This is a genomic window from Campylobacter rectus, from assembly GCF_004803795.1.
GTDB lineage: Bacteria > Campylobacterota > Campylobacteria > Campylobacterales > Campylobacteraceae > Campylobacter_A > Campylobacter_A rectus.
The window spans coordinates 1,162,395-1,182,681 of sequence record NZ_CP012543.1 but is presented as its reverse complement, the minus strand read 5'-3'; the positions used below and the strand labels follow the sequence as shown (position 1 = coordinate 1,182,681).

The window sequence follows — 20,287 nt, the reverse complement described above, 5'->3', positions numbered from 1 at the left end:
TTTAAACGGCGAGATGTCGCGGGCAAACGACTTTTTATACGGCTATTTTTTAGTCATCGTGCTTGTTCTTACCGGGGTTTATTTTAGCTATATCACGAGATTTGTGCAGTTTAGGATGTTTTTCGAGGCTTGCAAAGTCCTAGTCGAGAAAAAGGACAAATACAACAAGCATCACCTCACTCCCTTTCAGGCGCTGATGATCTCTACCGCCTCGCGCGTGGGTATCGGAAATATCGCAGGCATCTCCGCCGCCATCGTCGCAGGCGGTCCGGGTGCGCTATTTTGGATGTGTCTGATGGCCTTTTTGGGCTCGGCTTCAGCCTTTGCCGAGAGTACTTTGGCTCAAATTTACAAGACCAAAGACGTCCTGGGCTTTAAGGGCGGACCGGCGTATTACATCAAAAACGGCCTTGGTATCAAGTGGCTGGCGAGCCTTTTTGCCGTCATTCTCATCGTCACCTATGCCTACGGATTTAACGGACTTCAAAGCTACACTATGACCTCCGCTTTTCAAATTTACTACGATCAAAGCGCGGGCGCTACGAGCTTTAGCGACAGCGGTTTGCCCGTGGGTATCGGCCTCATCCTTACTGCATTTGCGGCGGTGATGTTTTTTAGCAAGAGCCACGTCATCGGCAAGGTTAGCTCCTATATCGTGCCTTTTATGGCTCTTATTTACATCTTGCTCGCATTCGCGGCGATATTTTTAAATTTAGAAAAGCTCCCAGCCGTCTTTGATATGATCATAGAAAGCGCCTTTGATTTTAAAGCGATATTCGGCGGATTTGCGGGCAGCGTGATCGTCTACGGCATCAAGCGCGGGCTGTTTTCAAACGAAGCGGGTATGGGCTCTGCGCCAAACGCAGCGGCGGCCGCTCACACGAGCCACCCGGTAAAGCAAGGGCTCGTGCAGGCGATGGCCGTTTTTATAGATATGACGATTTGTATCGCTTCGGGTATGATAGTGCTTTTTTCACAGGCTTATATCACAAAGCAAACGGGCGCTAGCGGCGAGGTTTTAAGCGCGCTTCCTTTGGTGCAGGCTGCGATGCGAGAGTATTACGGCGAGCTAGGTCTTCACTTTACGACGCTTGCGGTGGTGCTTTTTGCGATCACGTCGCTGATCGGCAACTACTACTATGCACAGGCAAACATCAAATACCTCACCAAAAACGGCAACATCGCCACGGCGTTTAAGGTGACGGCGGTCGCGATGATATTCGTGGGCGCGCAGATGAACCTGACCATCGCATGGAACATCGCCGATATCACGATGGCGGCGATGGCTACGATAAATATCGCGGCGATTTTCATGCTATCAAAGGTCGTAATAAAAGCGATGAAAGACTACGAATCGCAAAGAAAAGCGGGGCTAAATCCCGAATTTGACCCTGAAAGCATAGGCATCGCAAATACAACCTGCTGGAGCAAAAAATGAAAATAAGCGGACAACTTTTAAATCTGCAAACACACAGAAAAGTAGCAAAAATCGGTATGAGCGTCACTCTGGCCGCCGTTTGCCTAACGGCGCTGGGGCTCGAGGGCAGAAACAAAGGCCGCTGTAAAAAACTGCACACGATCTCAGGTGTCGCATTCGTAGGTTTTGCGCTTTATCATGCGGGGCTTTACGACAACGGGATCTTTAGAAATATGATCGTAAACGCAAACAAGAAAAACGCCGAGGAAAAGAGGCTAGCAAGCGATGATAAAGATAAGTGACGCCGAAATTTTAAGCTTGATCGACGAAGACCTACCCTACTTCGATCTCACGACATCGCTTCAAGGCATTCGTAAAAACGCCGCTTTAACCATACTACCGCGCGAAAACGTGACGGTTAGCTGCGTAGACGTCGCGGCCGGTATCGCCAGGCTGCTTGACTGCCGGGCGCAAATTTGCGTCCAAAACTCCGCCGTCGTAGCCGCAAAAGAGCCGATCATAAAAATCAGCGGTAGCTACGACAGCGTGCATAAAGCATGGAAACTAGCGCAAATTTGCCTAGAGTACGCCTGCAAGATCGCCACCTACGCAAGAGCGATGAACGAAGCCGCCAAAAGCGTAAATCCAAAATGCGAAATCCTAGCCACGCGCAAGAGCTTCCCGTTTGCTAAGAAATTTTGCCTAAAAGCCGTGCTTGAGGGCGGCTGCGGCATACATAGGCTAAATTTGAGCGATAGCGTGCTGTTTTTCAAAAATCACATCAAGGCTTACGGCTCGTATGATGAGTTTTTGGCTCAAATTTCAACCTTTAAAGCAAAAGCCCCCGAGCGCAAAATCGCCGTCGAATGCGAAAATTTAGATGATTGCAAAGCGCTTTTAAAGGCAGGTGCTGACGTCGTGCAGTGCGATAAATTTACGCCGGGGGCCGTAAAGCGAGCAGTGGACCTACGAGATAAAATCGCCCCAAATGTAGCACTAATCGCAAGCGGTGGGATAAATCTAAAAAACGTCCGAGAATTCGCTAGCGCCGGCGCGGACGCACTCGTGACATCAGCTATGTACACGCAAGGTATGGCCGACATTACCGCGATTTTAGAGATAGTATAATTTATAAATTTTACGAGCAAACAAGGCGCCAAATCCAATTTTAAATAAAATTTAAGTAAATTTGCATTACCTTTTATACTCGCCGAGTAAAGGCTAGACCCATACGAATCTACTTTCGGCGACTATCTTTCAAATTTTCAAAAAACCATCGCCAAAAGCGCTAAATTTTAGCGATAAATTTAAAGCTGCCCTACCGTAACTTAAAGCAAATATGCCGAGTTTGAATTATGAATTTATGAGCTTAACCTTTGTCTGCATGGCCCGAAATCCTTCGGGATTTATTTCGCGTGAACCCAAAGATAAAATTTGCTTATTGCCTGAAATTTTATATAAAGCCGATAAAAACTCGTCAAATTCCGGCGAGCCGTCGGCATGGCAATTTATAATAAGCTTATTGCCATCGTAAAAACAAAGCGACGGTTTTTTAGCGGCTTTGAGCTTTACGCCAAAAAACCAAACGTTCTCAAGCGCAACTTTTTTACCGTTAAAAGTTATCAAAGATTTATTTGTAACTATGAGCCCTTGCCTGATAAATCCGACGACATCCCTATATAAAGCCAGCATTACGAAAAATATCGCAAGCGCGACAAAGAATTTATAAAGTAGCTCGCTAGATTTTACAAAAGAAACAAGCATCGCCGCCGTAAAAATAATCCAAAACAAAATCATAAATGCAACCAAAAGCCTGTTTACGCACGGATATTCGTAGATTATTTCTTCGCCGCTACCCAACCTTATACGCTTTGAAATTTGATCAAAATACCCCACTTGTCGCCTTTTTGCTACCGCTACCCAAACCATCAAAACAGTGTCGTCAATTAGCTATTCATTTATCTACCGCGCTTAAATTCGGCTTCAAAGACATTTTCTTACGCTTACAAAATCCGCACCCAAGCCGCTTTTTAGCAAGCAATTTCAGCCTCCCGCATCACCCGCTCAAACCACTCGTATCTTTCTTTGCTTATCCTCGTTACGCAGCTGTCTTGCTTTTTAGCGACTAGAGCCAAATTTGAAAATTTCTGTTCATCTTCGTTTTCGATCGGCGCGCTGTTGTCGTAAAAATATATCTCGTCGCAAACGCCGATGAGCCGCGCTAAATTTACAAAGCTAGCGTCATATCTGCGCTCCAACACGGCCTCGTCGATAGAGTGCCCGTTTTTAGCCGCACGTATCGCGACTCTGCGCTTTGAGAGCTCCACGCTATCTAGACCTACGTAAAATAGCGCGATGAAGTAGCCGCGCGCCTTGGCGTCTTTGATAAAATTTACGATAGAATGCCCGCTCAACGTCGTTTCGATATTAAAGCTGACGCCGTTTTCAAGGTAGTTTTTGCGAAGGCGCAGAGCCAGCCTTGCTGCACGCTGCTGGTCTTTTGCATTGCGCCAATCGCCGAATTCCCGCACTAATTCGTCGGAGTTTATCCTCGGCCCATAAATTTTATCGTCCTCTAGCTGCCTCACGTAAAAGGTCGATTTGCCCGCGCCGTTCACGCCCGCAAAGACATAGAGTCGCTTCACAAGCTTATCTCTTTTATATCGGCGATTTTGAGGAATTCCGCGTAAATTTGCCCCACGAGCGCAAGGCGGTTTTTACGCACGAGCTCGTCCTCGGCGTTTATCATTACGTTGTCGAAAAACTCGTCTATCGCAGCTTTTAGACCGAAAAGATTTTTTAGGCGTTCGCTGTATGAGCCGCCTGCTTTTACTGCAGCCTTAAACGCATCGTTTAGCTTTTTCTCGCTCTCGTTCTCAAATTTCGCCTCATCTACCACGCCGAAATTTTCGTCCTTGATGATGTTTGCCAGACGCTTAAACGTGCTGAAATTTTGCCTAAAGTCCTCTGCCGCACAGATCGCGCCTAGGGCCTCGATCGCCTCGCACTGCGCAAGTACGTCTCCCTTTTTACTAGCTAGGCAGGCCTTTACGACGGACGGGTTTACGTCAAAGAATGTGTAAAGCCTATCAAATATAAATCCTATCAGCGCCTCGACGTCAAATTTAGCATATCCCTCCGCCGTCTCGCGCAAAAACGCCGCGATGTCAAAGTTTAAATTTTCGTTTTGGATGATCTTGATGACGCCGTTAGCCGCGCGGCGCAGCGCATACGGATCTTTGTTTCCGCTTGGGATCTTGCCCGCGCTAAAGAGCCCGATTAGCGTCTCAAGTTTGATCGCGAGCGCGACGACGGAGCTAAAGATAGTGCTAGGTAGCGCGCTGGCCTCGCCGCTTGGCAGATACTGCTCCTTGATCGCGGTTACGACGTTTTCGTTTTCGCCCTTAGCCGCCGCGTAGTAGCCGCCCATCACACCCTGAAGCTCGGTAAATTCATACACCATCTGCGTGGTTAGATCGGCCTTACTAAGCATCACGGAGCGCTCCAGCAGCGCCTCGTAGTCCTCTCCCGCGCACGCTTTTAGCCTATCGGCGCAGATTTTTGCCAGCCGTTTTGCGACGCCTAGCTCGCGCGCGCTTTTATCGTATGTACTGCCTAGCTCCTTTAGATAGGTGATATTTTTTAGCTTTTCTGGGCCGAACTCATGCGCCAGGTCGCTGCGCCAGAAAAACATCGCGTCGCTAAGTCTTGCGCGCAGGACTTTTTCGTTGCCCTTTACGATGAGCGCAGGCTCGGGCGAGATAGCGTTGCTAACGACTACGAAGCGATTAGCGAGCTTGCCGCTCTCAAAAACGGGAAAATACCTCTGATTTTCCTTCATCGAGGTGATGATGACCTCGCTAGGCACTTCCAGAAACTCCCGCTCAAAGCCGCCAAGCAGCGCGGTCGGATGCTCGGTGATCGCTACGACCTCGTCTAGCAGCGCCTCGTCCACCTCGACCGTTACGCCGTTTTTAGCTTCGATCTGTTTAAACTCGCTCAAAATTTTCTCTCGGCGCGCGTTTTGATCGAGGATTATGCCGATTTTAGGCATCGCGGCGAAATAATCTTTCGCATTCTTGACGGTAAATTTATCGTAGCCAACGCTTCTGTACATAAAAATACTGTCGCCGCTTTCCACGTCAAATTTATTAAATTTAACAACCTCGTCTCCGAGCAAGCACAAAAACGAGCGTACCGGGCGGATAAACTCAAATTTACCCTCGCCCCAGCGCATTGATTTGCCGAAATTTAAGCTCAGCAAAAACTTCTCTATCATATCTCCCAGAAGCTCCGCGCTTGGTTTGCCCGCGACCGGCTTTTTATAGTAGAGCACCTCTTTGCCGCCGACGGTTTCAAATTTTAGCTCAGACTCATCGATGCCGCATTTTTTAGCAAAGCTTAGCGCGGCAGGCGTCCATGCGCCGTCTTTTTGCGCGACTTGCCTTGGCGCGCCGATAAACTCGCTAAAACCGTCCTCCTGGCGCACTGCAAATTTCGGGTGACAAAACGCAATCCTGCGCGGCGTGTAGTAAAACTCGCACTCGCTGTCCAGGCTGTTTTGCGCTAGCGTCTCGCGCCATTTTGCCGCGACGTTGCCGCACTCTTTTAAAAACGGGATCGCCGGCAGCTCCTCGACGCCGATCTCCACGATCAGTTCTTTTGTTTCGCTCATTTTTTATCCTTTTTTAAATTTTGTCTTCTTTTGTTTCTCTCAAGCGTCTGCGTGACGAATCCGCGCATCAAAAATATCGTAAAAAGCACGAATGCGCCAAGCATCACCGCGTCAATTATCTTCATTTTCTATCCAAATTTGAGGTTCGTTTTTATAGCTCACGACGCGAACGGAGGTGAAAATCGCCTCTTTTTCGTTGCGCGGTTTGCCCTTTGCGCCGTAAATTTTAATATCTCCGTAAGGCGTATAGAGTCTGCCGTTTCGCACTTCGCCGCCGATACGGCTAAACACGTCGCCCGGGCGCGCTTGCTTTAGGTTTTTAGCCTCCAGCATCTGCTCACGCGGATCTTGCGTTTCCTCGTAAATTTTCACCGCGTAATGCGAGCTAATCTCAAGATTTCCCTTAAACTCGTCTAGGCGGTTTACCGCTACGTCCATGACCCAGCCGGGCTTTGCGTCGTTTTTTGGCCCATAAACGTAGATACCGCGCTTATCTTGCGCTAGCGTAAAGCCTTTTTTGTCCTTTTGCACGACCGTAGCGCGTTTTAGCAAAACGGGTAAATTTGACTTTTTTGATAGCTCGCTAACCCGCGCCTCGGCGATATTTTGCAGCGTATTTTTAGCGTTTTTATCAAAATTTAGCCTAAAAACTAGTGCAAAATGATCCGAAATTTGCGCCCCGTCTAGCTCAACCTTAAAGCTGTTTAAAACGTAGTTTTGGCTAAGCGCGTCTTTTGAGAGCAGGACGTGATCAAGCGCGTTATTACTAGTATGCGAGTAGCGCTCGTGCTTTGGCAAAAACACCCAAAGATTGGCTAAATTTTTACTAGCCGCAAGATCGCCAAGCAGCTCTTTATCTCCGTAAGGAGCGTTAAAATCGCCCAAAACCACGACCTTTTCAGTATCCGTTAATGCTGATTTTAGCGTGATAAAAGCCGTTTTTCTCTGCTTTAACGGATTTTTTCTAGCGGGAAAATGTAAATTTAAAAGGCTAAATTTTTGCCCATTAACCTCAAAATCAAGCCTTAAAATGTCTCTGGTTTTTACGTTTGGCACGCTAAAGATCCGCGTTTTTTCAGGCTTTACGCGAGATAACACCGCTAGTCCTACGGGGCCGTTTTTACTATTTGAAAAGGCAAAATATTTATAGCTCGCCTCCCTCATCAGCTCTTTTAAAATTTGCTCGTTTTCGATCTCTTGAAGCGCGATGATATCGGCGTTTAGCTCTTTTATCTTTGCGCTTACGGTTTTAAATTTGGCGCTTGCCTTTTTCTCACTCCACTCCGATTTACCGACGACGAAATCTTTATACTCGCTGCCGTCGTTTTTCGCGTCAAATAAATTTTGCGCGTTAAACGTGGCGATCTTTAGCTCGGCGCCCGCCGCAAAAACGACGAAAAACAGGGCCGCAAAAATGAGCGCAAAGAGCCTATTTGCAGTAAATTTCATAGCGCGCTTCCAAGGCCTGACTGGGCGAAATTTTGCCTGATGGCCTCATAGGCGATGATGCCCGCGCTCGTGGCTAAATTTAAGCTTCTGCCGTGCTCGCCCATCGGGATTTTGATCGCGTTTGCGAAATTTCGCTCCATTAGCTCCATAGGCAGACCCGTGCTTTCGCCGCCGAAAAACAGAAAATCGCCTTTTTTAAACTCCGCTTCAAAGTAAAATTTATGCGCCTTCGTCGTCGCGTAAAAAAACCTATCCTCGAACTGGGCGTTTGCGTGTAAAAACTCATCCAAACTCTCCCAAATCACGGGATTTAGCCGCGCCCAGTAATCAAGTCCCGCACGCCTAACGGCCTTTTCGCTGATGTCAAAAACGGTCGGTTTGATTATATGAAGCTTAAGGTTTGCATTTACGCACATACGTCCGATCGAGCCCGTGTTTTGGGGAATTTGAGGATGAACGAGGACGATATTAAACATTTAAAAAGCCGCCTTAGCCCGCATTTTAAAAGACGCAAAAGCGCTTGCAGGGCCGCGTAAATTTAAGCTTTTTGCAAGGCTTGTAAAATTTAAAAAAATATTTTTTAAGTAGTATTTAAAAATATCGCCGCAAACGTATCGCGACGGCTCTTTTTTATTTTGAAAATTTATATTTGAGATTTTTTCCACTTTCGCCTCTTTAAAATAAGCCCTGATTTTAGCTAAGTTGGTCTTTTAAAATGATAAATTTAAACCAAATCCGCCAAATCCGCATACCTTGACAAAGGAAAATTTGCGCCAAGATACTACGATCATATTTTTGCGGGTTTGCTCCACGGGTTATCTCGTGGACGGCGTGATGATTTTTGTATGATTTTTGTTTCTTTTTGCGATTTTTACGGATACTCCCGCCGACGCTCAATGACAAAAAACTATTAACATTTATCGCTCCGACTGTTGCCGCATTTATATTGTATTGGATTTTGCTATTTTTAAAGCACAAATTCGACGACATTTTATCTCTCGTCTCTTTTGCTGTTTTTCTTTATTTTGGGTTTTATCGAGTGTTTTTATTATTTATCGCGCCCGCTGCCGTGCTCATTTTTACATTTAAATAAGCTTATAACGGCGCAAACTCGGACTTTTTAGCCGCTTTTGCATATTTTAGGTGCGATGATTTTGACGCTAGAAGCCGTAAAAAGGCGCCAAATTTAGACGCTCGGCTTAGCCAAACGCTCCTTGATCGCCAAATCCTGCCTGCGCCTTATCTCAGCGCCGATCGCAGCGCCTTTAAAGCCTTGCTTTAAAATCTCGGCCGTGTCGATAGCAGGCTCAAATTTAGCTTCATAAACGCCTAAATTTTTAGCTCTTTTTATGAGACTAGGCGAGTTTAGCCCGAGCCAGTTTTTTAACGGTTTATCAAGGGCGATTTTTAGCAAGTCTTTATCGCTCGGATGACTTTCAAAAAACGGCTCTTTGACGCAGGCTTCAAAGCTTTTTGGTAGTCCTAAATCGTAAAAATTTTTAACTCCGAAATAGCCGTTTAAAAGATATAAAAACTCGCGCTCGTCTTTTTTGCCGTTTTGTTTGGGTAGAAATTTGACCGCGCTTTTTAGCTTTGCAGCAAATTTTTTCGCCTCGGCGCTGCTCAAATTTAGCCCGAAAATTTTACCCAAAAGACCCAGTTTATAAAGATATAAAAAGCCGACCTCTTGAAATTTAGCGCCAAAAAGCTTCATCAGCTCGCCGTTTACGCGCTCACGGCTAAGATCGCTGATGCTTAGGCGTTTCATTAGCCGCAAACTATCACGCGCGATACGGAAATTTAGCCGAGCGCTAAACTGCACCGCCCGCAGTACGCGTAGGCTATCTTCGGCGAATTTCTCGTCGTCGATATGGAGCAAGATGCCGCGTTTTAGGTCGCGCTCTCCGCCGTAAAAGTCCAAAAACGAGCCGTCAAAGATATTTATCATCATCGCGTTTACGGTAAAGTCTCGGCGCAAAGACGCCGCGCGTTCGTCATCGGCGTATGCGACTTCAAACGCTTTGTGTCCCTCGCCAGTTTTGTTTTCGGTTCGCGGTAAAGAAAGGTCGAAGTTTTTAAATTTATAAACGAAGTAGTTTTTGCCCACGCCGCAAGCGCCGATTTGCGCCATCAGCGCGTCAAATTTAGCCGGATCGATGCCGTAAATTTCAACGTCAAAGTCGGAGGTTTTTTTACCGAGCATCGCGTCGCGAACGCAACCGCCGACGATATACGCGCGCTTGGTGTGCGGCGCGAGAAAATCTCGCAGCCATTTTAGATTTTTATTTTTGCAGATTTTCGAGCCGATTTTCGACATTTGCCAGCACGAATTCTAAAAATTTAAGCGTGAGCGAGAGCCTGTCTTTTAGGTTTTCCTCGCTCGTCGCGTTTAGCCCCTCAAAAAGCACCAAAATGCGCTCTTTTAGGTTTTTTAGAAATATCTCCTCGCCCGTAAAATTTGCAACCTCGACCTCAAAGGCTTTTTGCGGTGCAGCGGTCAAGGCGGCCTCCTGGACGCCGTCAAATTCTGCCGAGGTTTTTTGCGAGCTTACCGCGCTATCTAAAGTCTCCTCAAACTCGCTAGCCTCGTCCGCTACGCTTATCTCGCCGACTAAATTTGCAAGCCCAGCGGCATTGGTCAAATTTACGTCACCGCTTGATGCGGGAACGCTCCCCAAATTTGACCCGCTTTCAGCCTCGCGAGCGTCTAAGTTTTCCTGCGCGGCGCTCATTTGCTTTAGCTCCATCGCCACCTCGTCTATCGCCATTTTCGCTATTTCTTCCAGTTTCATAGTTTTATCAGCCACCTTTTAAATTCGGTTATTTCTTCGTCGGTTTTCATCTTGATGAAAAAGTCTCGCATCTGCTCGTTTACGCCCGTTTTTTTTCTGCTAAGGCCGCTTAGACGCCTTATCGCGGCGATCGCGGCGGCGTTTGTCGGCTCGCGCTTTAGGATGTTTTTATAAACTACCAGCGCGTCGTCTTTTAGCCCTTGAGCCTCGTAGATTAGGGCTTCCGTTATTGTATTTTTCATTTTTTTATTAGCGAGGCGATGATGCCGCCCATTTCGCTCGTAGAGCAAATTTCTTTAGCGCCGAATTCCGCTATATCCTTCGTCCTATATCCTTGCGCAAGAGCCGCTTTTACGGCGTTTTCGATCGCTTTTGCAGCCTCGTTTTCGCCGAATGAATACCTAAGCATCATCGCAGCGCTTAGTATCGTAGCGACCGGGTTTGCGATGCCCTGCCCCGCGATATCGGGCGCGCTGCCGTGGATAGGCTCGTAGATGCCTACCTTACCGCCGATGCTGGCGCTTGGCAGTAGTCCGATTGAGCCGCACACCATGCTAGCCTCGTCGCTTAGGATATCGCCGAAGAGATTTTCCGTCAAAATCACGTCGAATTTACTAGGCGCGCGCACCAGCTGCATCGCCGCGTTATCGACGTACATAAACTCCAAATTTACCTCCGGATAGCTCTTTGCGACCTCGCTCGTGACCTCTCGCCACAGCTGACTGGTCTCTAGCACGTTTGCCTTATCGACCATGCAGACGCGTTTTTTGCGCTTCATCGCGGTTTCAAATCCGACCTTTGCGATGCGCTCGATCTCCTCGCTCGTGTAGGTCATCGTATTGTAGGCGCTATTTTCTTTTTTCTCGCGCGGCTGACCGAAGTATATCCCGCCCGTTAGTTCGCGAACCACGATAAAATCGACGCCCTGAAGGACGGATGGCTTTAGCGTGCTAGCATCCACCAGCTCGTCAAATATCATCGCGGGGCGCAAATTCGCATACGCGCCAAGCTCTTTTCGCAGCTTCAAAAGCCCGCTTTCAGGGCGCAGATGACGCGGCAAGCCGTCCCATTTAGGCCCGCCTATAGCTCCGAAAAGCACCGCGTCCGAGTTTATCGCGCCGCTTAGCGTCTCGTTAGGCAAAGGCTCGCCGAACACGTCGATCGCTGCGCCGCCCATCAGGTAAAAGTTATAGCTAAGCTCAAAACCGAACTCCGCGCTAGCCGCATCCAGCGCCTTTATCGCCTCGTCCACTATCTCAGGACCGATGCCGTCGCCCTTTATTACCGCTATGTTATAAATTTTAGCCATTTTATATCCTTGTTTTGGCGTACTCTATGAGGCCGCCGCTTTTTAAAAGCTCTTGCATAAACGGCGGTATAGGGCTAAATTCATACTCTTTGCCGCTCGTTAAATTTACGACCGCGCCGTTATCCACGTTGATTTTTAGCTCGTCGCCGGCGTTTATCTCGTCCGTTTCTTTGATTTCTAATATCAAAAGTCCCGTGTTAAAGCTGTTTCTATAAAAAATCCTAGCAAAACTCTTAGCTATCACCGCGCCTATGCCTGCAGCTTTAAGCGCCAAAGGAGCGTGCTCGCGCGAGCTGCCGCAGCCGAAATTTTCGCCCGCTACGATGACGTCGCCGACGGAGATTTTTTTGCTAAACTCGGGATCGGCGTCCTCCATAATATGAGTGGCCAAGATTTTTTCGTCCGAGGTGTTTAGATAGCGCGCGGCTATGATGATGTCGGTGTCGATATTGTCGCCGAATTTCCAGACTTTTGCTTGTTTCATAATTCGCCTTAAGATTAAATTTGGGCGATTTTATCCAAAAGAAGCTAAATAAACAATCAAAGCGCGATAGGTAGCGGTCGGTGCGGGTAAATTTGAGGTTAAATTTAAACGGTTCGGCTCGCTGGTCAAATTTAAAATTTGGCATAAAAATAAGTGCGCTAAGGCGAGAAATTTAGCAAAACGCATTTTAGCGACGCAAATTTGAGCGCTAAAAGGCTGATTTCGCGACGGCGAGGACGCTCGTAAATTTAGCATTTTACGCGTGATTTTGATTAAATTTGCTTTAAAAACGGACGAGACATCGCCGCATTTGCAAAAAAAGGACAAATTTGCCGTCGATTTAGCTTTGAAGTTTAGAAATTTAAACCGGAAAAGACGAGTCTAACACCTTTTTACAGGAGATTAAACGCGACTAGCCTCCGAGCGACCCGCTCTTGTTTTGTATTTTACGTCGCTTTTAGCAGGTACCGACAGGCAAAACGGAGAGAAACCTCCCTCGAGTCGGCCTCGGACAGATTATTTTAAACGACTAAAATTTGACGAACAAGGCGATAAGTTTGGTTAAATTTATCAAAAATTTGAGCCAAATTGCTTGCGCAAATTTATCTAAACATCATCAAAACGCCGATACCGCAGATGATAACGGCCGTAAAAATCTCCAAAAGGCGCAGGTGAGTTTGCAAAAATTTCTTTAGTATCGCGCCGCCCAGAGCATAGAGGCTAAGCGAGCAAAACTCGATAAAAACGAGCGTAACCGTGATAGAGAGCATACGCGGCAGGCTAAAAGGATCGCTCGCGTCCAAAAAAGTCGGCAGCAAAGCGGAGAGAAAAATCCACGCCTTGGGATTTGATACGCAGACCATAGCTCCGTTTAAAAACATCTGCTTTTTGCTCGGCAGCCGCGAGACCTTCGTGATGCTAAGCTGCCCCTTGCTAAAAAACAGCATAGCGCCCAGATATAGCAGATAAAGCCCCGCGATGACGTTTAGAACCTTAAACGCAAAGCCGTAATGCGCCAAAACAGCGCCCACTCCGAGCATACAGCAGATCGCCACGAAGGCTAGAGACGCGAGCTGTCCCGACATCATCGGCAGCGCGCGCACGTAGCCTAGGCTCATTCCGATACTCATCGCGTAGGTCATGTTGATGCCGGGCATCAGGCTGATAGGAAGCAGCGTCGCGAAAAAAAGCGGATAGTTCATAAAGGGCCTTAAATTTTGAGGAAATAGTAAATCAAATTTGATAAATTTAAGATAAAAAACGGCAGGCGAAAATTCGGATAAATTTGACGTAAATTTTATTTTTGGCGGCTATTTCGGTTTTGGTTTGTGTTTTTGCGGTCAGGGGATTTTAATTTCGGTTATATTTGGCTTTTGAGGCAATGATGAGAAAATTTGAGCCGGGCAAAACCGCCTCGCATTTGATTTTTTATATCGGAACTTGCGATTGGCCAAATTTGAGTTTTGGCTCGCTTGCATGCAAATTTACGTCGCATAAAGCCGCCTTGCGCTTGTCTTTATCGCGCAAATTTGAAATTCGGCAAAATTAATCTTCTGAGCATCGGTTCAAATTTACCCCGCAAAACCCGCTCCGTAATCACTTCGGCCGCCTTTTAGCAAAGCGTTTCTACTCAAATTCGGCTTTTTGGATGCAAGATCCAAAATTTACGCTATCACTATCAGCGCGCCAAGCCCCTTGTCGGCGGCATTTTGATAAAAACCCAAAAGCCCGTTAAAATGCTCTTTTAGCTCCGCTTTGATGTCTTCAAATTCGCTCTCATACCCCATATCTCGGGGTAAGTGCCCACCTCGCCGAAGCCCGTAAAATTTACGCTTGCTAAAAGCGTGTCGATATCGGTACTCTGCATCGCTTTAGCTACGGCTTTTACGTCGTCCACACCCGCGTAAGATACCGCCTCGCTCCCGTCCTCGCCCACCGTGTCGAGTCCAAATATCGCCCAGCTAAGCGGATTTGGCGTCGTGAAAATCTCTCCTGCGCTCATCACCTCGAACACATTTTTGCCAGTTAGCGTTTTATGCATCGCGTCCCACATTTTATCCAGGTCGTATTCGTCCAGCGCCTCACCGTCGCCGCTGTTTTTGATCGCCTCGATAACATCTTGCGCATAGGCGTAGTAGTGCGCACTCATTCCTATTTTTCGCTCCTTAAATTAAAATCAAACAAAGTCTCAAATTTAAGGCAAATTTGCCGCAAGATGCGAGCTAAAACGTCATCACCTGATCACACTCCGCGACCCAGCTAGCAAGGATATCTATGCCGCCTATCTTGCTATCAAAATACGGCTTTCCAACGTGCAGACCGCATCTAGCCTCGTAGCTGACGCAAATTTTAACACTCGGTAAATTTTTACAAGACGCCGTGAAGCTTGACGAGTTTGACGGCTGCTACGGACTTCTAGCTCTACGCCGTTTGCGTGTAGCTCTTTTGGTTTCGCCGCAAGATCAAAGCCGTAGTTTTCGGGCTTTTGCGTGCTATTTTGCGTGAGGATCCGCCGCGTCGTTCATCAAAAATACCCAACCTCTTCGCCTCCGTTTTTTAGCGTCTCGGTTAGCCGCGATACGTTATACGCGTTGTCCGTGCCGTTATAGGGCTGATTTGCGAGGATGAGGCGCTTTTTGCCGCGCGGCCGTCAGGGGCGATCGCTTTTTTAGGCGGTTAGTAGGATTTCGTAGCTCGCTCGATGATGCGGTTTTGCTTAAGCGGCAAATCGGTTAGCGCATAAATGAGGTATGCTTGCAGTTGCGCCGGCAAACCCCACCCGCACCGCCCTTTACAGAAACCTCCCTTCGGGTCGCTTCGCTGGTTTTCGTAATGCAAACTAGGCGAATTTTAGCGAGGCTTGGTATAAAATATCTTAAATTTGAGCTCAAATTTGAAATAAATTCGTCGCCGTAAAGGCAGTCAAAAAAGAAAATTTATAAAAGAGACGGCGGACCATAAATTTAGCAAATCCGCCGTAATATTAAATAAGTGCAAATATCGCGAGATGATTTTTTACTTCGCCCTGCTCGTAACGCCAAAGCGAAGAGAGTTGCGACGTAAAATTTTGGCGCAGATAGAACACATAGTTCATCGAGCCAAAATTTTACTAGCTCTCTCAAAAGCGCTCGCGAGATACCGCACAAAAATAAAGCGCAAATATCGCAAAGCTAGGCGAGGCGAATTTTGCTTCGCGAATGAGGCGGGCTTATCGCCCGTCGCAGTGAAGCGAAGTAAAATTCAACGATGCATAGCAATGCGAGACGCCGCGCGCTTAGTGAGTTAGGAAAAGCTCCTGGATCTTAGCCTTATCCGTAGTCTGCGTAAGCGCAAGCATCAAAAGCACTCTGGCTTTTTGCGCGTTTAGGTTGTCGCTAGCTAAAAAGCCGTATTTGCCGTCGTCCACCTCGCCGTTTAGCGTGGTCTCGCCGCTACCTACGCGGGAGTCGCGCACGACTACTACGCCGCCTTTAACCGCTTCGCCTAAAGCCTCAAGCGCGCTTGGGAATGGATTTCCGTTACCCATGCCGGCGTTTATGATGCCTTTAGCTCCGTTTTTGACGGCTAAATTTACAAAGTCCGGGTTGTCGTTTGAGTGGCTGTAGATGATATCGACTCTTGGAAGCTCTTTGATCTTTGTGATGTCAAATGCCGAATTTACGGTGTGTTTGCGAACCGGATTCATATAAAATTTGACGTTGCCGTAAAACACGGTGCCGATCTTGCCGCTGTTTGGAGATTTAAAGGTATCGACCGCGGTAGTGTTGGTTTTAGTCACCTCTCTAGCCGCGTGGATCTCGTCGTTCATCACGACCATCACGCCCTTGCCTACGGCTTTCTTGCACATCGCGACGTTTACGGCGTTATAGATATTTAGAGGGCCGTCCGCGCTTAGCGAACCGCTGTTTCTCATCGCGCCCACCATAACGATAGGCTTGTCGCTTTTGACGACTAAATTTAGAAAATACGCCGTCTCCTCCATCGTATCCGTTCCGTGCGTGATAACGATGCCGTCGGCCTTGCCGCTAGTTAGTAGCTCATTTACCCTGTTTGCGAGCTTAAACCAAACTTCATTGTTCATCTCTTGAGAGCCGATGTTTGAGATCTGCTCGCCTTTGATGGTCGCTATCTTGTTGATTTCCGGCACCGCGGCGATCAGTTTATCGACCGTAACGGTTCCGGACGTATAGCTCGTATCAAGAGCTCCCGAGCCGCTACCGGCTATCGTGCCGCCCGTGGCCAAAATGTAAATCGTCGGCTTTGCAAAAGCCAAAGTCGCCCCTAAAAGCATAAAAAGCACCGCCTTTACTACAAAACGCATGTTTGCTCCTTGTGTTGAAATGTTGCGAGGATTGTAGCGTTTGTTTCTTAAATTTATTATTAATTCTTAACTTTTATTTTAACTTAAATAGCTCTAACAAGAGCCATATATATCGCAGTCGAAATCACAATGCTAAGCAAGGTGTTTTTAAATTTCAGATGAATAAAAAACGCGCTTAGCACCGCCGCCGCTTCATTTAGTCCGTATGGATAAACGTCAAATTTGACCTCTTTTAGGCCGTAGCAGACCAAGACGACCATTATCATCAGTCCCATATGTCGCTCCACGGCACTAAGCCACGGACTAGGCTTATAGTTTTTTATAACGTAAAACGGCGCGGCGCGCGTCAAAAAGGTTGCAAACGCGCTTAGCAACACGGCGGCGAATATCGCCCACTCGCTAGAATTTACGCTTATCAAATCTTATCCTTAAAAACTAAAATAAAAATAAAGCAAAGCGCCATCGAGCCTACCAGCATCGCTTTTGCAGGTATGAGCGCTACGCCGGCGACCCCGAAAAAGCACGCCGCGCCCAGCACCTTATAGTTTTTATCGTTTTTAAACATCTCCATCACGATCACGATAAAAAGCGCGGTTAAGCTAAACTCAAGCCCGCTCGTATCGACTTTTATCAGTCCGCCGGCTAGGCATCCGACCGCCGTTCCCGCCGCCCAGTAGAGCCACGAGAGCAAATTTAGCCGCGTAAAAACATAGCTGCGCTCCGCCGCGTCCAAGGTCTTAAGCGCCTTAAATATCGCAAAAGTTTCGTCCGTGAGAGTCGCGATATTAAAAAGGCGAAATTTGAGGTCTTTATACTCTTTTAAAAGCGCCAGCTCGTAAAAAGTATGACGTAAATTTACGAGGTAGCTCACGATAAAAACTTCAAAAAGTCCCGTGCCCGCACTAAAAAGCGATAGCATCATAAACTGCGCCGCGCCGCCGTATGCTAGCGTGCTAAGCGCTATGGCGATAAATGCGCTAACGCCCATACTTTTAGCTAAGATCCCAAAGGCGACGCCGAGGGGAAAATAACCCATAAATATCGGAACGCTAAGCTTAAAAACGTAACTGAATGACAAAAATTTTCCTTAATAAAAGCCCTATGATAACTAAAATTTTAAAAAATTTGGATAAAGGCGGGGAAATTTTTAGCCGCGAGTCGGTAGGACAAAAACGCAAAAGGAGACGGCTAAATTTAAGAAATTTTGCGCCGCCTTTAGAGCCAAATTTAGCCCGCACCAACCCAGCGCCGACGCGAGCTAAATCAAATTTAAGCCACCGCGTAGATCCTGATCTGAGAAGCCTTCTCAAGCAGCGGGCCAAGCTCGCGCACGACGTCTTTTTCAAAAAATTCGGTTTTTAGATACGCGTTTGCGAGCCCTACGCTGTCAAAGCCGTGAAGCGCCTGCACGTCCTCATCGCGCACCAAAAGTTCTTTTGATTTTGCGCCCGCGACAGTCTTTAAAAACGACTCTTTGTATTTGGCGTAAAACGCCTGTGCCTGTGTTTTTGACGTAAAGAGCAATCTGTAAATAAGCTTTTATCATTGTTTTTCCTTTAAATTTGATTTTCTTTTATAAAACTCGGGCGTATTATAAGCTAGACCTTGCCGCAAATAAACCATATATGTAGCACAAAGCCAAATTTTCGTATAACCGCCCCAAAGAACCAAAAATGCAGAAATTTGATATATTTAGCTAGCTGGACGCCGCGCGCATCGAGCAGATGAAAGCCGCGTCAAAATACGTCGAGCTACCCAAAGGCAGCATCTTGTTTTATGAAGGCGGACGCGTGCGAGAGCGTGCCATATCTCGCCGAGAGCGAGATCAAGATCCTAGTCGGCGCGCGCGACTACGCAAAAGCCGCGAAGCTCTACGACAAAACATGCGAGCTTAAAAGCCCCATTGGCTGCGCATTTCTCGGGGCTTTTTATAGAGACGGCCGCGGCGTGGCGCAAAGCTACGAAAAGGCTGCGGAGATTTTTACTAAGACTTGCGAGATAGATAGCGGCAACGGCTGCTACGATCTGGCCGAGCTCCACGAGGGCGGCCTTGGCGTAGGGCAAGACATAAAAACGGCGATGAAATATCTAGACAAAGCCTGCGAGCTAGGAGACCTCAAGGCCTGCGATAGACGACCGTGAAGCGAATGCGCAAATTTAGCAAAGCATTTTGTTCGGCTTTTCATCGGTAAATTTGAGCCAAAGCGGCACGGCAAGCTTGCATGGCTTTATGGCGTTTGGGCGGTAAATTTGAGCGAATTTGGCGGCGCACAAATTTAGCTCGCTTCGATTTCGCTACCGTTTGTCACAAAATTACTTTTGTTTTAATGACGAATTTTATAAAATAGCGATAAATTTTTTATAGGATTAAATTTATGAAAAAAGTAGTTATGACCATAGCCTGCGCGGCGATTTTGTTTGGAGCGGTCGAGGATATAAGGGTATTGCAAAAAGCTTGCGACGGCGGTAATACGATCAGTTGCGATTATATTGGATTTTTATACGATAACGGTCAAGGCATAGGACAGGACTACAAAAAAGATAGAGAGCTATACTCTAAAGCTTGCGATATGGGAAATGCAATAGGCTGCTATACACTCGGGATTTTATACGCTGAAGGTAGAGGCGTAAAACAGAACTACAAAAAAGCCGGCGAACTATACTCTAAAGCTTGCGAGATGGGAAATGCAAATGGTTGCTATAATCTCGGGATTTTATATAATAGCGGTCAAGGCGTAAGCCAAGATAAAAAAGCAGCCGAAAAATATTTCGGCAAGGCTTGCGAGATAGGAAATGCAATAGGTTGTTATACACTCGGGGTTTTATACGCTGAAGGTCGAGACGTAAAACAGGACTATAAAAAAGCTAGCGAGCTGTTTTTAAAAGCTTGCGATATGGAATATGCGGACGGTTGCTATACGCTCGGGATTTTATACGCTGAAGGTAAAGGCGTAAGACAAGACTACAAAAAAGCCGGCGAACTATACTCTAAAGCTTGCGAGATGGAATATGCAGATGGTTGCTATAATCTCGGTGTTTTATATAATAGCGGTCAAGGCGTAAGCCAAGATAAAAAAGCAGCCGAAAAATATTTCGGCAAGGCTTGCGATATGGAATATGCAGATGGTTGCTATAATCTCGGGGTTTTATACGGAAAAGGTCAAGGCGTAAAACAAGACCATAAAAAAGCTAGCGAGCTATACTCTAAAGCTTGCGAGATGGGAAATGCAAACGGTTGCTATAATCTTGGAATTTCATATAATAACGGTCGAAGCGTAATACAAGACTACAAAAAAGCTAGCGAGCTGTTTTTAAAAGCTTGCGAGATGGGAAATGCAAATGGTTGCTATAATCTCGGAGTTTCATACACTAACGGTCGAGGCGTAAAACAGGACAGTAAAAAAGCCAGCGAGTTATACTCTAAAGCTTGCGATATGGGAGATGAGATGGGCTGCCATAATCTTGGGGTTTCATATACCGAAGGTCAAGGCGTAAAACAGGACAGTAAAAAAGCCAGCGAGCTATACTCTAAAGCTTGCGAGATGGGATATGCAAATGGTTGCCATAATCTCGGAGTTTCATACGAAAAAGGTCAAGGCGTAATACAAGACTACAAAAAAGCTAGCGAGCTGTTTTTAAAAGCTTGCGATATGGGAAGTCCAATAGGTTGCTATACACTCGGGGTTTTATACACTAACGGTCGAGGCGTAAAACAGGACTGTAAAAAAGCTATCAAACTATACTCTAAAGCTTGCGATATGGGCTTTCAACCGGGCTGCGATAACACTGAGTTGCGATAACTACAAAATCCCGAACAAACAAGGGTCATTACGAAAACGG

The 20,287-nt window shown here is 46.8% G+C and carries 22 protein-coding genes; 5 read left to right on the top strand and 17 right to left on the bottom strand.

Going from position 1 to position 20,287, the window contains the following annotated elements:
- Positions 1-13 precede the first annotated feature (13 nt).
- The 3 genes from CRECT_RS05620 to modD are packed head-to-tail and all read left to right on the top strand — an operon-like array spanning position 14 to position 2,545.
- Positions 14-1,438 carry an alanine/glycine:cation symporter family protein gene (locus tag CRECT_RS05620; protein ID WP_227932346.1) on the top strand — a complete coding sequence of 475 codons (1,425 nt, stop codon included), beginning with the start codon at positions 14-16 and terminating at the stop codon, positions 1,436-1,438.
- Positions 1,435-1,719 (top strand): hypothetical protein, encoded by a 285-nt coding sequence (locus tag CRECT_RS05615; protein ID WP_002945372.1) that lies wholly within the window; start codon positions 1,435-1,437, stop codon positions 1,717-1,719. The genes CRECT_RS05620 and CRECT_RS05615 overlap by 4 nt, the downstream gene beginning before the upstream one ends.
- Complete coding sequence (modD, locus tag CRECT_RS05610) at positions 1,703-2,545, top strand: ModD protein (protein ID WP_002945406.1); 843 nt, start codon at positions 1,703-1,705, stop codon at positions 2,543-2,545. Before CRECT_RS05615 ends, modD begins: the two co-directional genes overlap by 17 nt.
- Before the next feature lie 225 nt (positions 2,546-2,770).
- Here modD and CRECT_RS05605 read toward each other — a convergent pair whose 3' ends face one another.
- The 17 genes from CRECT_RS05605 to CRECT_RS05530 form a co-directional block, all read right to left on the bottom strand.
- Positions 2,771-3,313 (bottom strand): hypothetical protein, encoded by a 543-nt coding sequence (locus CRECT_RS05605; RefSeq protein ID WP_002945345.1) that lies wholly within the window; start codon positions 3,311-3,313, stop codon positions 2,771-2,773.
- A gap of 134 nt (positions 3,314-3,447) precedes the next feature.
- Entirely contained in the window at positions 3,448-4,062 is a 615-nt protein-coding gene (locus CRECT_RS05600; RefSeq protein ID WP_002945359.1) for an ATPase, read from the bottom strand.
- A complete protein-coding gene (gene glyS / locus CRECT_RS05595) occupies positions 4,059-6,092 on the bottom strand; it encodes a glycine--tRNA ligase subunit beta (protein ID WP_002945335.1) in 2,034 nt (677 codons plus the stop codon). Before glyS ends, CRECT_RS05600 begins: the two co-directional genes overlap by 4 nt.
- The gene (locus tag CRECT_RS12965; protein ID WP_002945367.1) at positions 6,089-6,217 is read right to left on the bottom strand and encodes a hypothetical protein; all 129 of its coding nucleotides are present in this window, start codon (positions 6,215-6,217) and stop codon (positions 6,089-6,091) included. Before CRECT_RS12965 ends, glyS begins: the two co-directional genes overlap by 4 nt.
- On the bottom strand, positions 6,204-7,541 hold the full coding sequence (locus tag CRECT_RS05590; RefSeq protein WP_002945398.1) for an endonuclease/exonuclease/phosphatase family protein: 1,338 nt from the start codon (positions 7,539-7,541) through the stop codon (positions 6,204-6,206). Before CRECT_RS05590 ends, CRECT_RS12965 begins: the two co-directional genes overlap by 14 nt.
- Positions 7,538-8,017 (bottom strand): tRNA (cytidine(34)-2'-O)-methyltransferase, encoded by a 480-nt coding sequence (locus tag CRECT_RS05585; protein ID WP_002945383.1) that lies wholly within the window; start codon positions 8,015-8,017, stop codon positions 7,538-7,540. Before CRECT_RS05585 ends, CRECT_RS05590 begins: the two co-directional genes overlap by 4 nt.
- A gap of 710 nt (positions 8,018-8,727) precedes the next feature.
- Positions 8,728-9,858 (bottom strand): tRNA nucleotidyltransferase/poly(A) polymerase family protein, encoded by a 1,131-nt coding sequence (locus CRECT_RS05580; RefSeq protein WP_002945417.1) that lies wholly within the window; start codon positions 9,856-9,858, stop codon positions 8,728-8,730.
- Positions 9,824-10,333 (bottom strand): CiaD-like domain-containing protein, encoded by a 510-nt coding sequence (locus tag CRECT_RS05575; RefSeq protein ID WP_002945361.1) that lies wholly within the window; start codon positions 10,331-10,333, stop codon positions 9,824-9,826. Before CRECT_RS05575 ends, CRECT_RS05580 begins: the two co-directional genes overlap by 35 nt.
- The gene (locus tag CRECT_RS05570; RefSeq protein ID WP_002945355.1) at positions 10,330-10,575 is read right to left on the bottom strand and encodes a hypothetical protein; all 246 of its coding nucleotides are present in this window, start codon (positions 10,573-10,575) and stop codon (positions 10,330-10,332) included. The genes CRECT_RS05575 and CRECT_RS05570 overlap by 4 nt, the downstream gene beginning before the upstream one ends.
- Entirely contained in the window at positions 10,572-11,642 is a 1,071-nt protein-coding gene (gene leuB / locus CRECT_RS05565) for a 3-isopropylmalate dehydrogenase (RefSeq protein ID WP_002945375.1), read from the bottom strand. Before leuB ends, CRECT_RS05570 begins: the two co-directional genes overlap by 4 nt.
- A 1-nt stretch (position 11,643) precedes the next feature.
- Positions 11,644-12,126, bottom strand: coding sequence for a 3-isopropylmalate dehydratase small subunit (locus CRECT_RS05560; RefSeq protein WP_002945422.1), 483 nt, complete (start codon positions 12,124-12,126; stop codon positions 11,644-11,646).
- Positions 12,127-12,728: 602 nt separating this feature from the next.
- Entirely contained in the window at positions 12,729-13,328 is a 600-nt protein-coding gene (locus tag CRECT_RS05555; protein WP_002945421.1) for a LysE family translocator, read from the bottom strand.
- Positions 13,329-13,870: 542 nt separating this feature from the next.
- Entirely contained in the window at positions 13,871-14,275 is a 405-nt protein-coding gene (locus CRECT_RS05550) for a DUF1877 family protein (protein ID WP_227932216.1), read from the bottom strand.
- 1,125 nt (positions 14,276-15,400) lie between these two features.
- The gene (locus CRECT_RS05545; RefSeq protein WP_002945424.1) at positions 15,401-16,447 is read right to left on the bottom strand and encodes a type II asparaginase; all 1,047 of its coding nucleotides are present in this window, start codon (positions 16,445-16,447) and stop codon (positions 15,401-15,403) included.
- 83 nt (positions 16,448-16,530) lie between these two features.
- Positions 16,531-16,866, bottom strand: coding sequence for a branched-chain amino acid transporter permease (locus tag CRECT_RS05540; RefSeq protein ID WP_002945349.1), 336 nt, complete (start codon positions 16,864-16,866; stop codon positions 16,531-16,533).
- Complete coding sequence (locus tag CRECT_RS05535) at positions 16,863-17,525, bottom strand: AzlC family ABC transporter permease (protein WP_002945340.1); 663 nt, start codon at positions 17,523-17,525, stop codon at positions 16,863-16,865. The genes CRECT_RS05540 and CRECT_RS05535 overlap by 4 nt, the downstream gene beginning before the upstream one ends.
- Positions 17,526-17,716: 191 nt before the next feature.
- Positions 17,717-17,971, bottom strand: a complete 255-nt coding sequence (locus CRECT_RS05530) for a hypothetical protein (protein ID WP_198400772.1) — start codon at positions 17,969-17,971, stop codon at positions 17,717-17,719.
- 252 nt (positions 17,972-18,223) lie between these two features.
- Between CRECT_RS05530 and CRECT_RS05525 the strand changes: the two genes are divergently transcribed.
- Together CRECT_RS05525 and CRECT_RS05520 are read left to right on the top strand one after the other, a co-directional pair.
- Positions 18,224-18,589: a tetratricopeptide repeat protein gene (locus CRECT_RS05525; protein ID WP_002945412.1), complete on the top strand. Its 366-nt coding sequence runs from the start codon at positions 18,224-18,226 to the stop codon at positions 18,587-18,589.
- A gap of 233 nt (positions 18,590-18,822) precedes the next feature.
- A complete protein-coding gene (locus CRECT_RS05520; RefSeq protein WP_171992681.1) occupies positions 18,823-20,247 on the top strand; it encodes an SEL1-like repeat protein in 1,425 nt (474 codons plus the stop codon).
- The last annotated feature ends 40 nt before the right edge of the window (positions 20,248-20,287 follow it).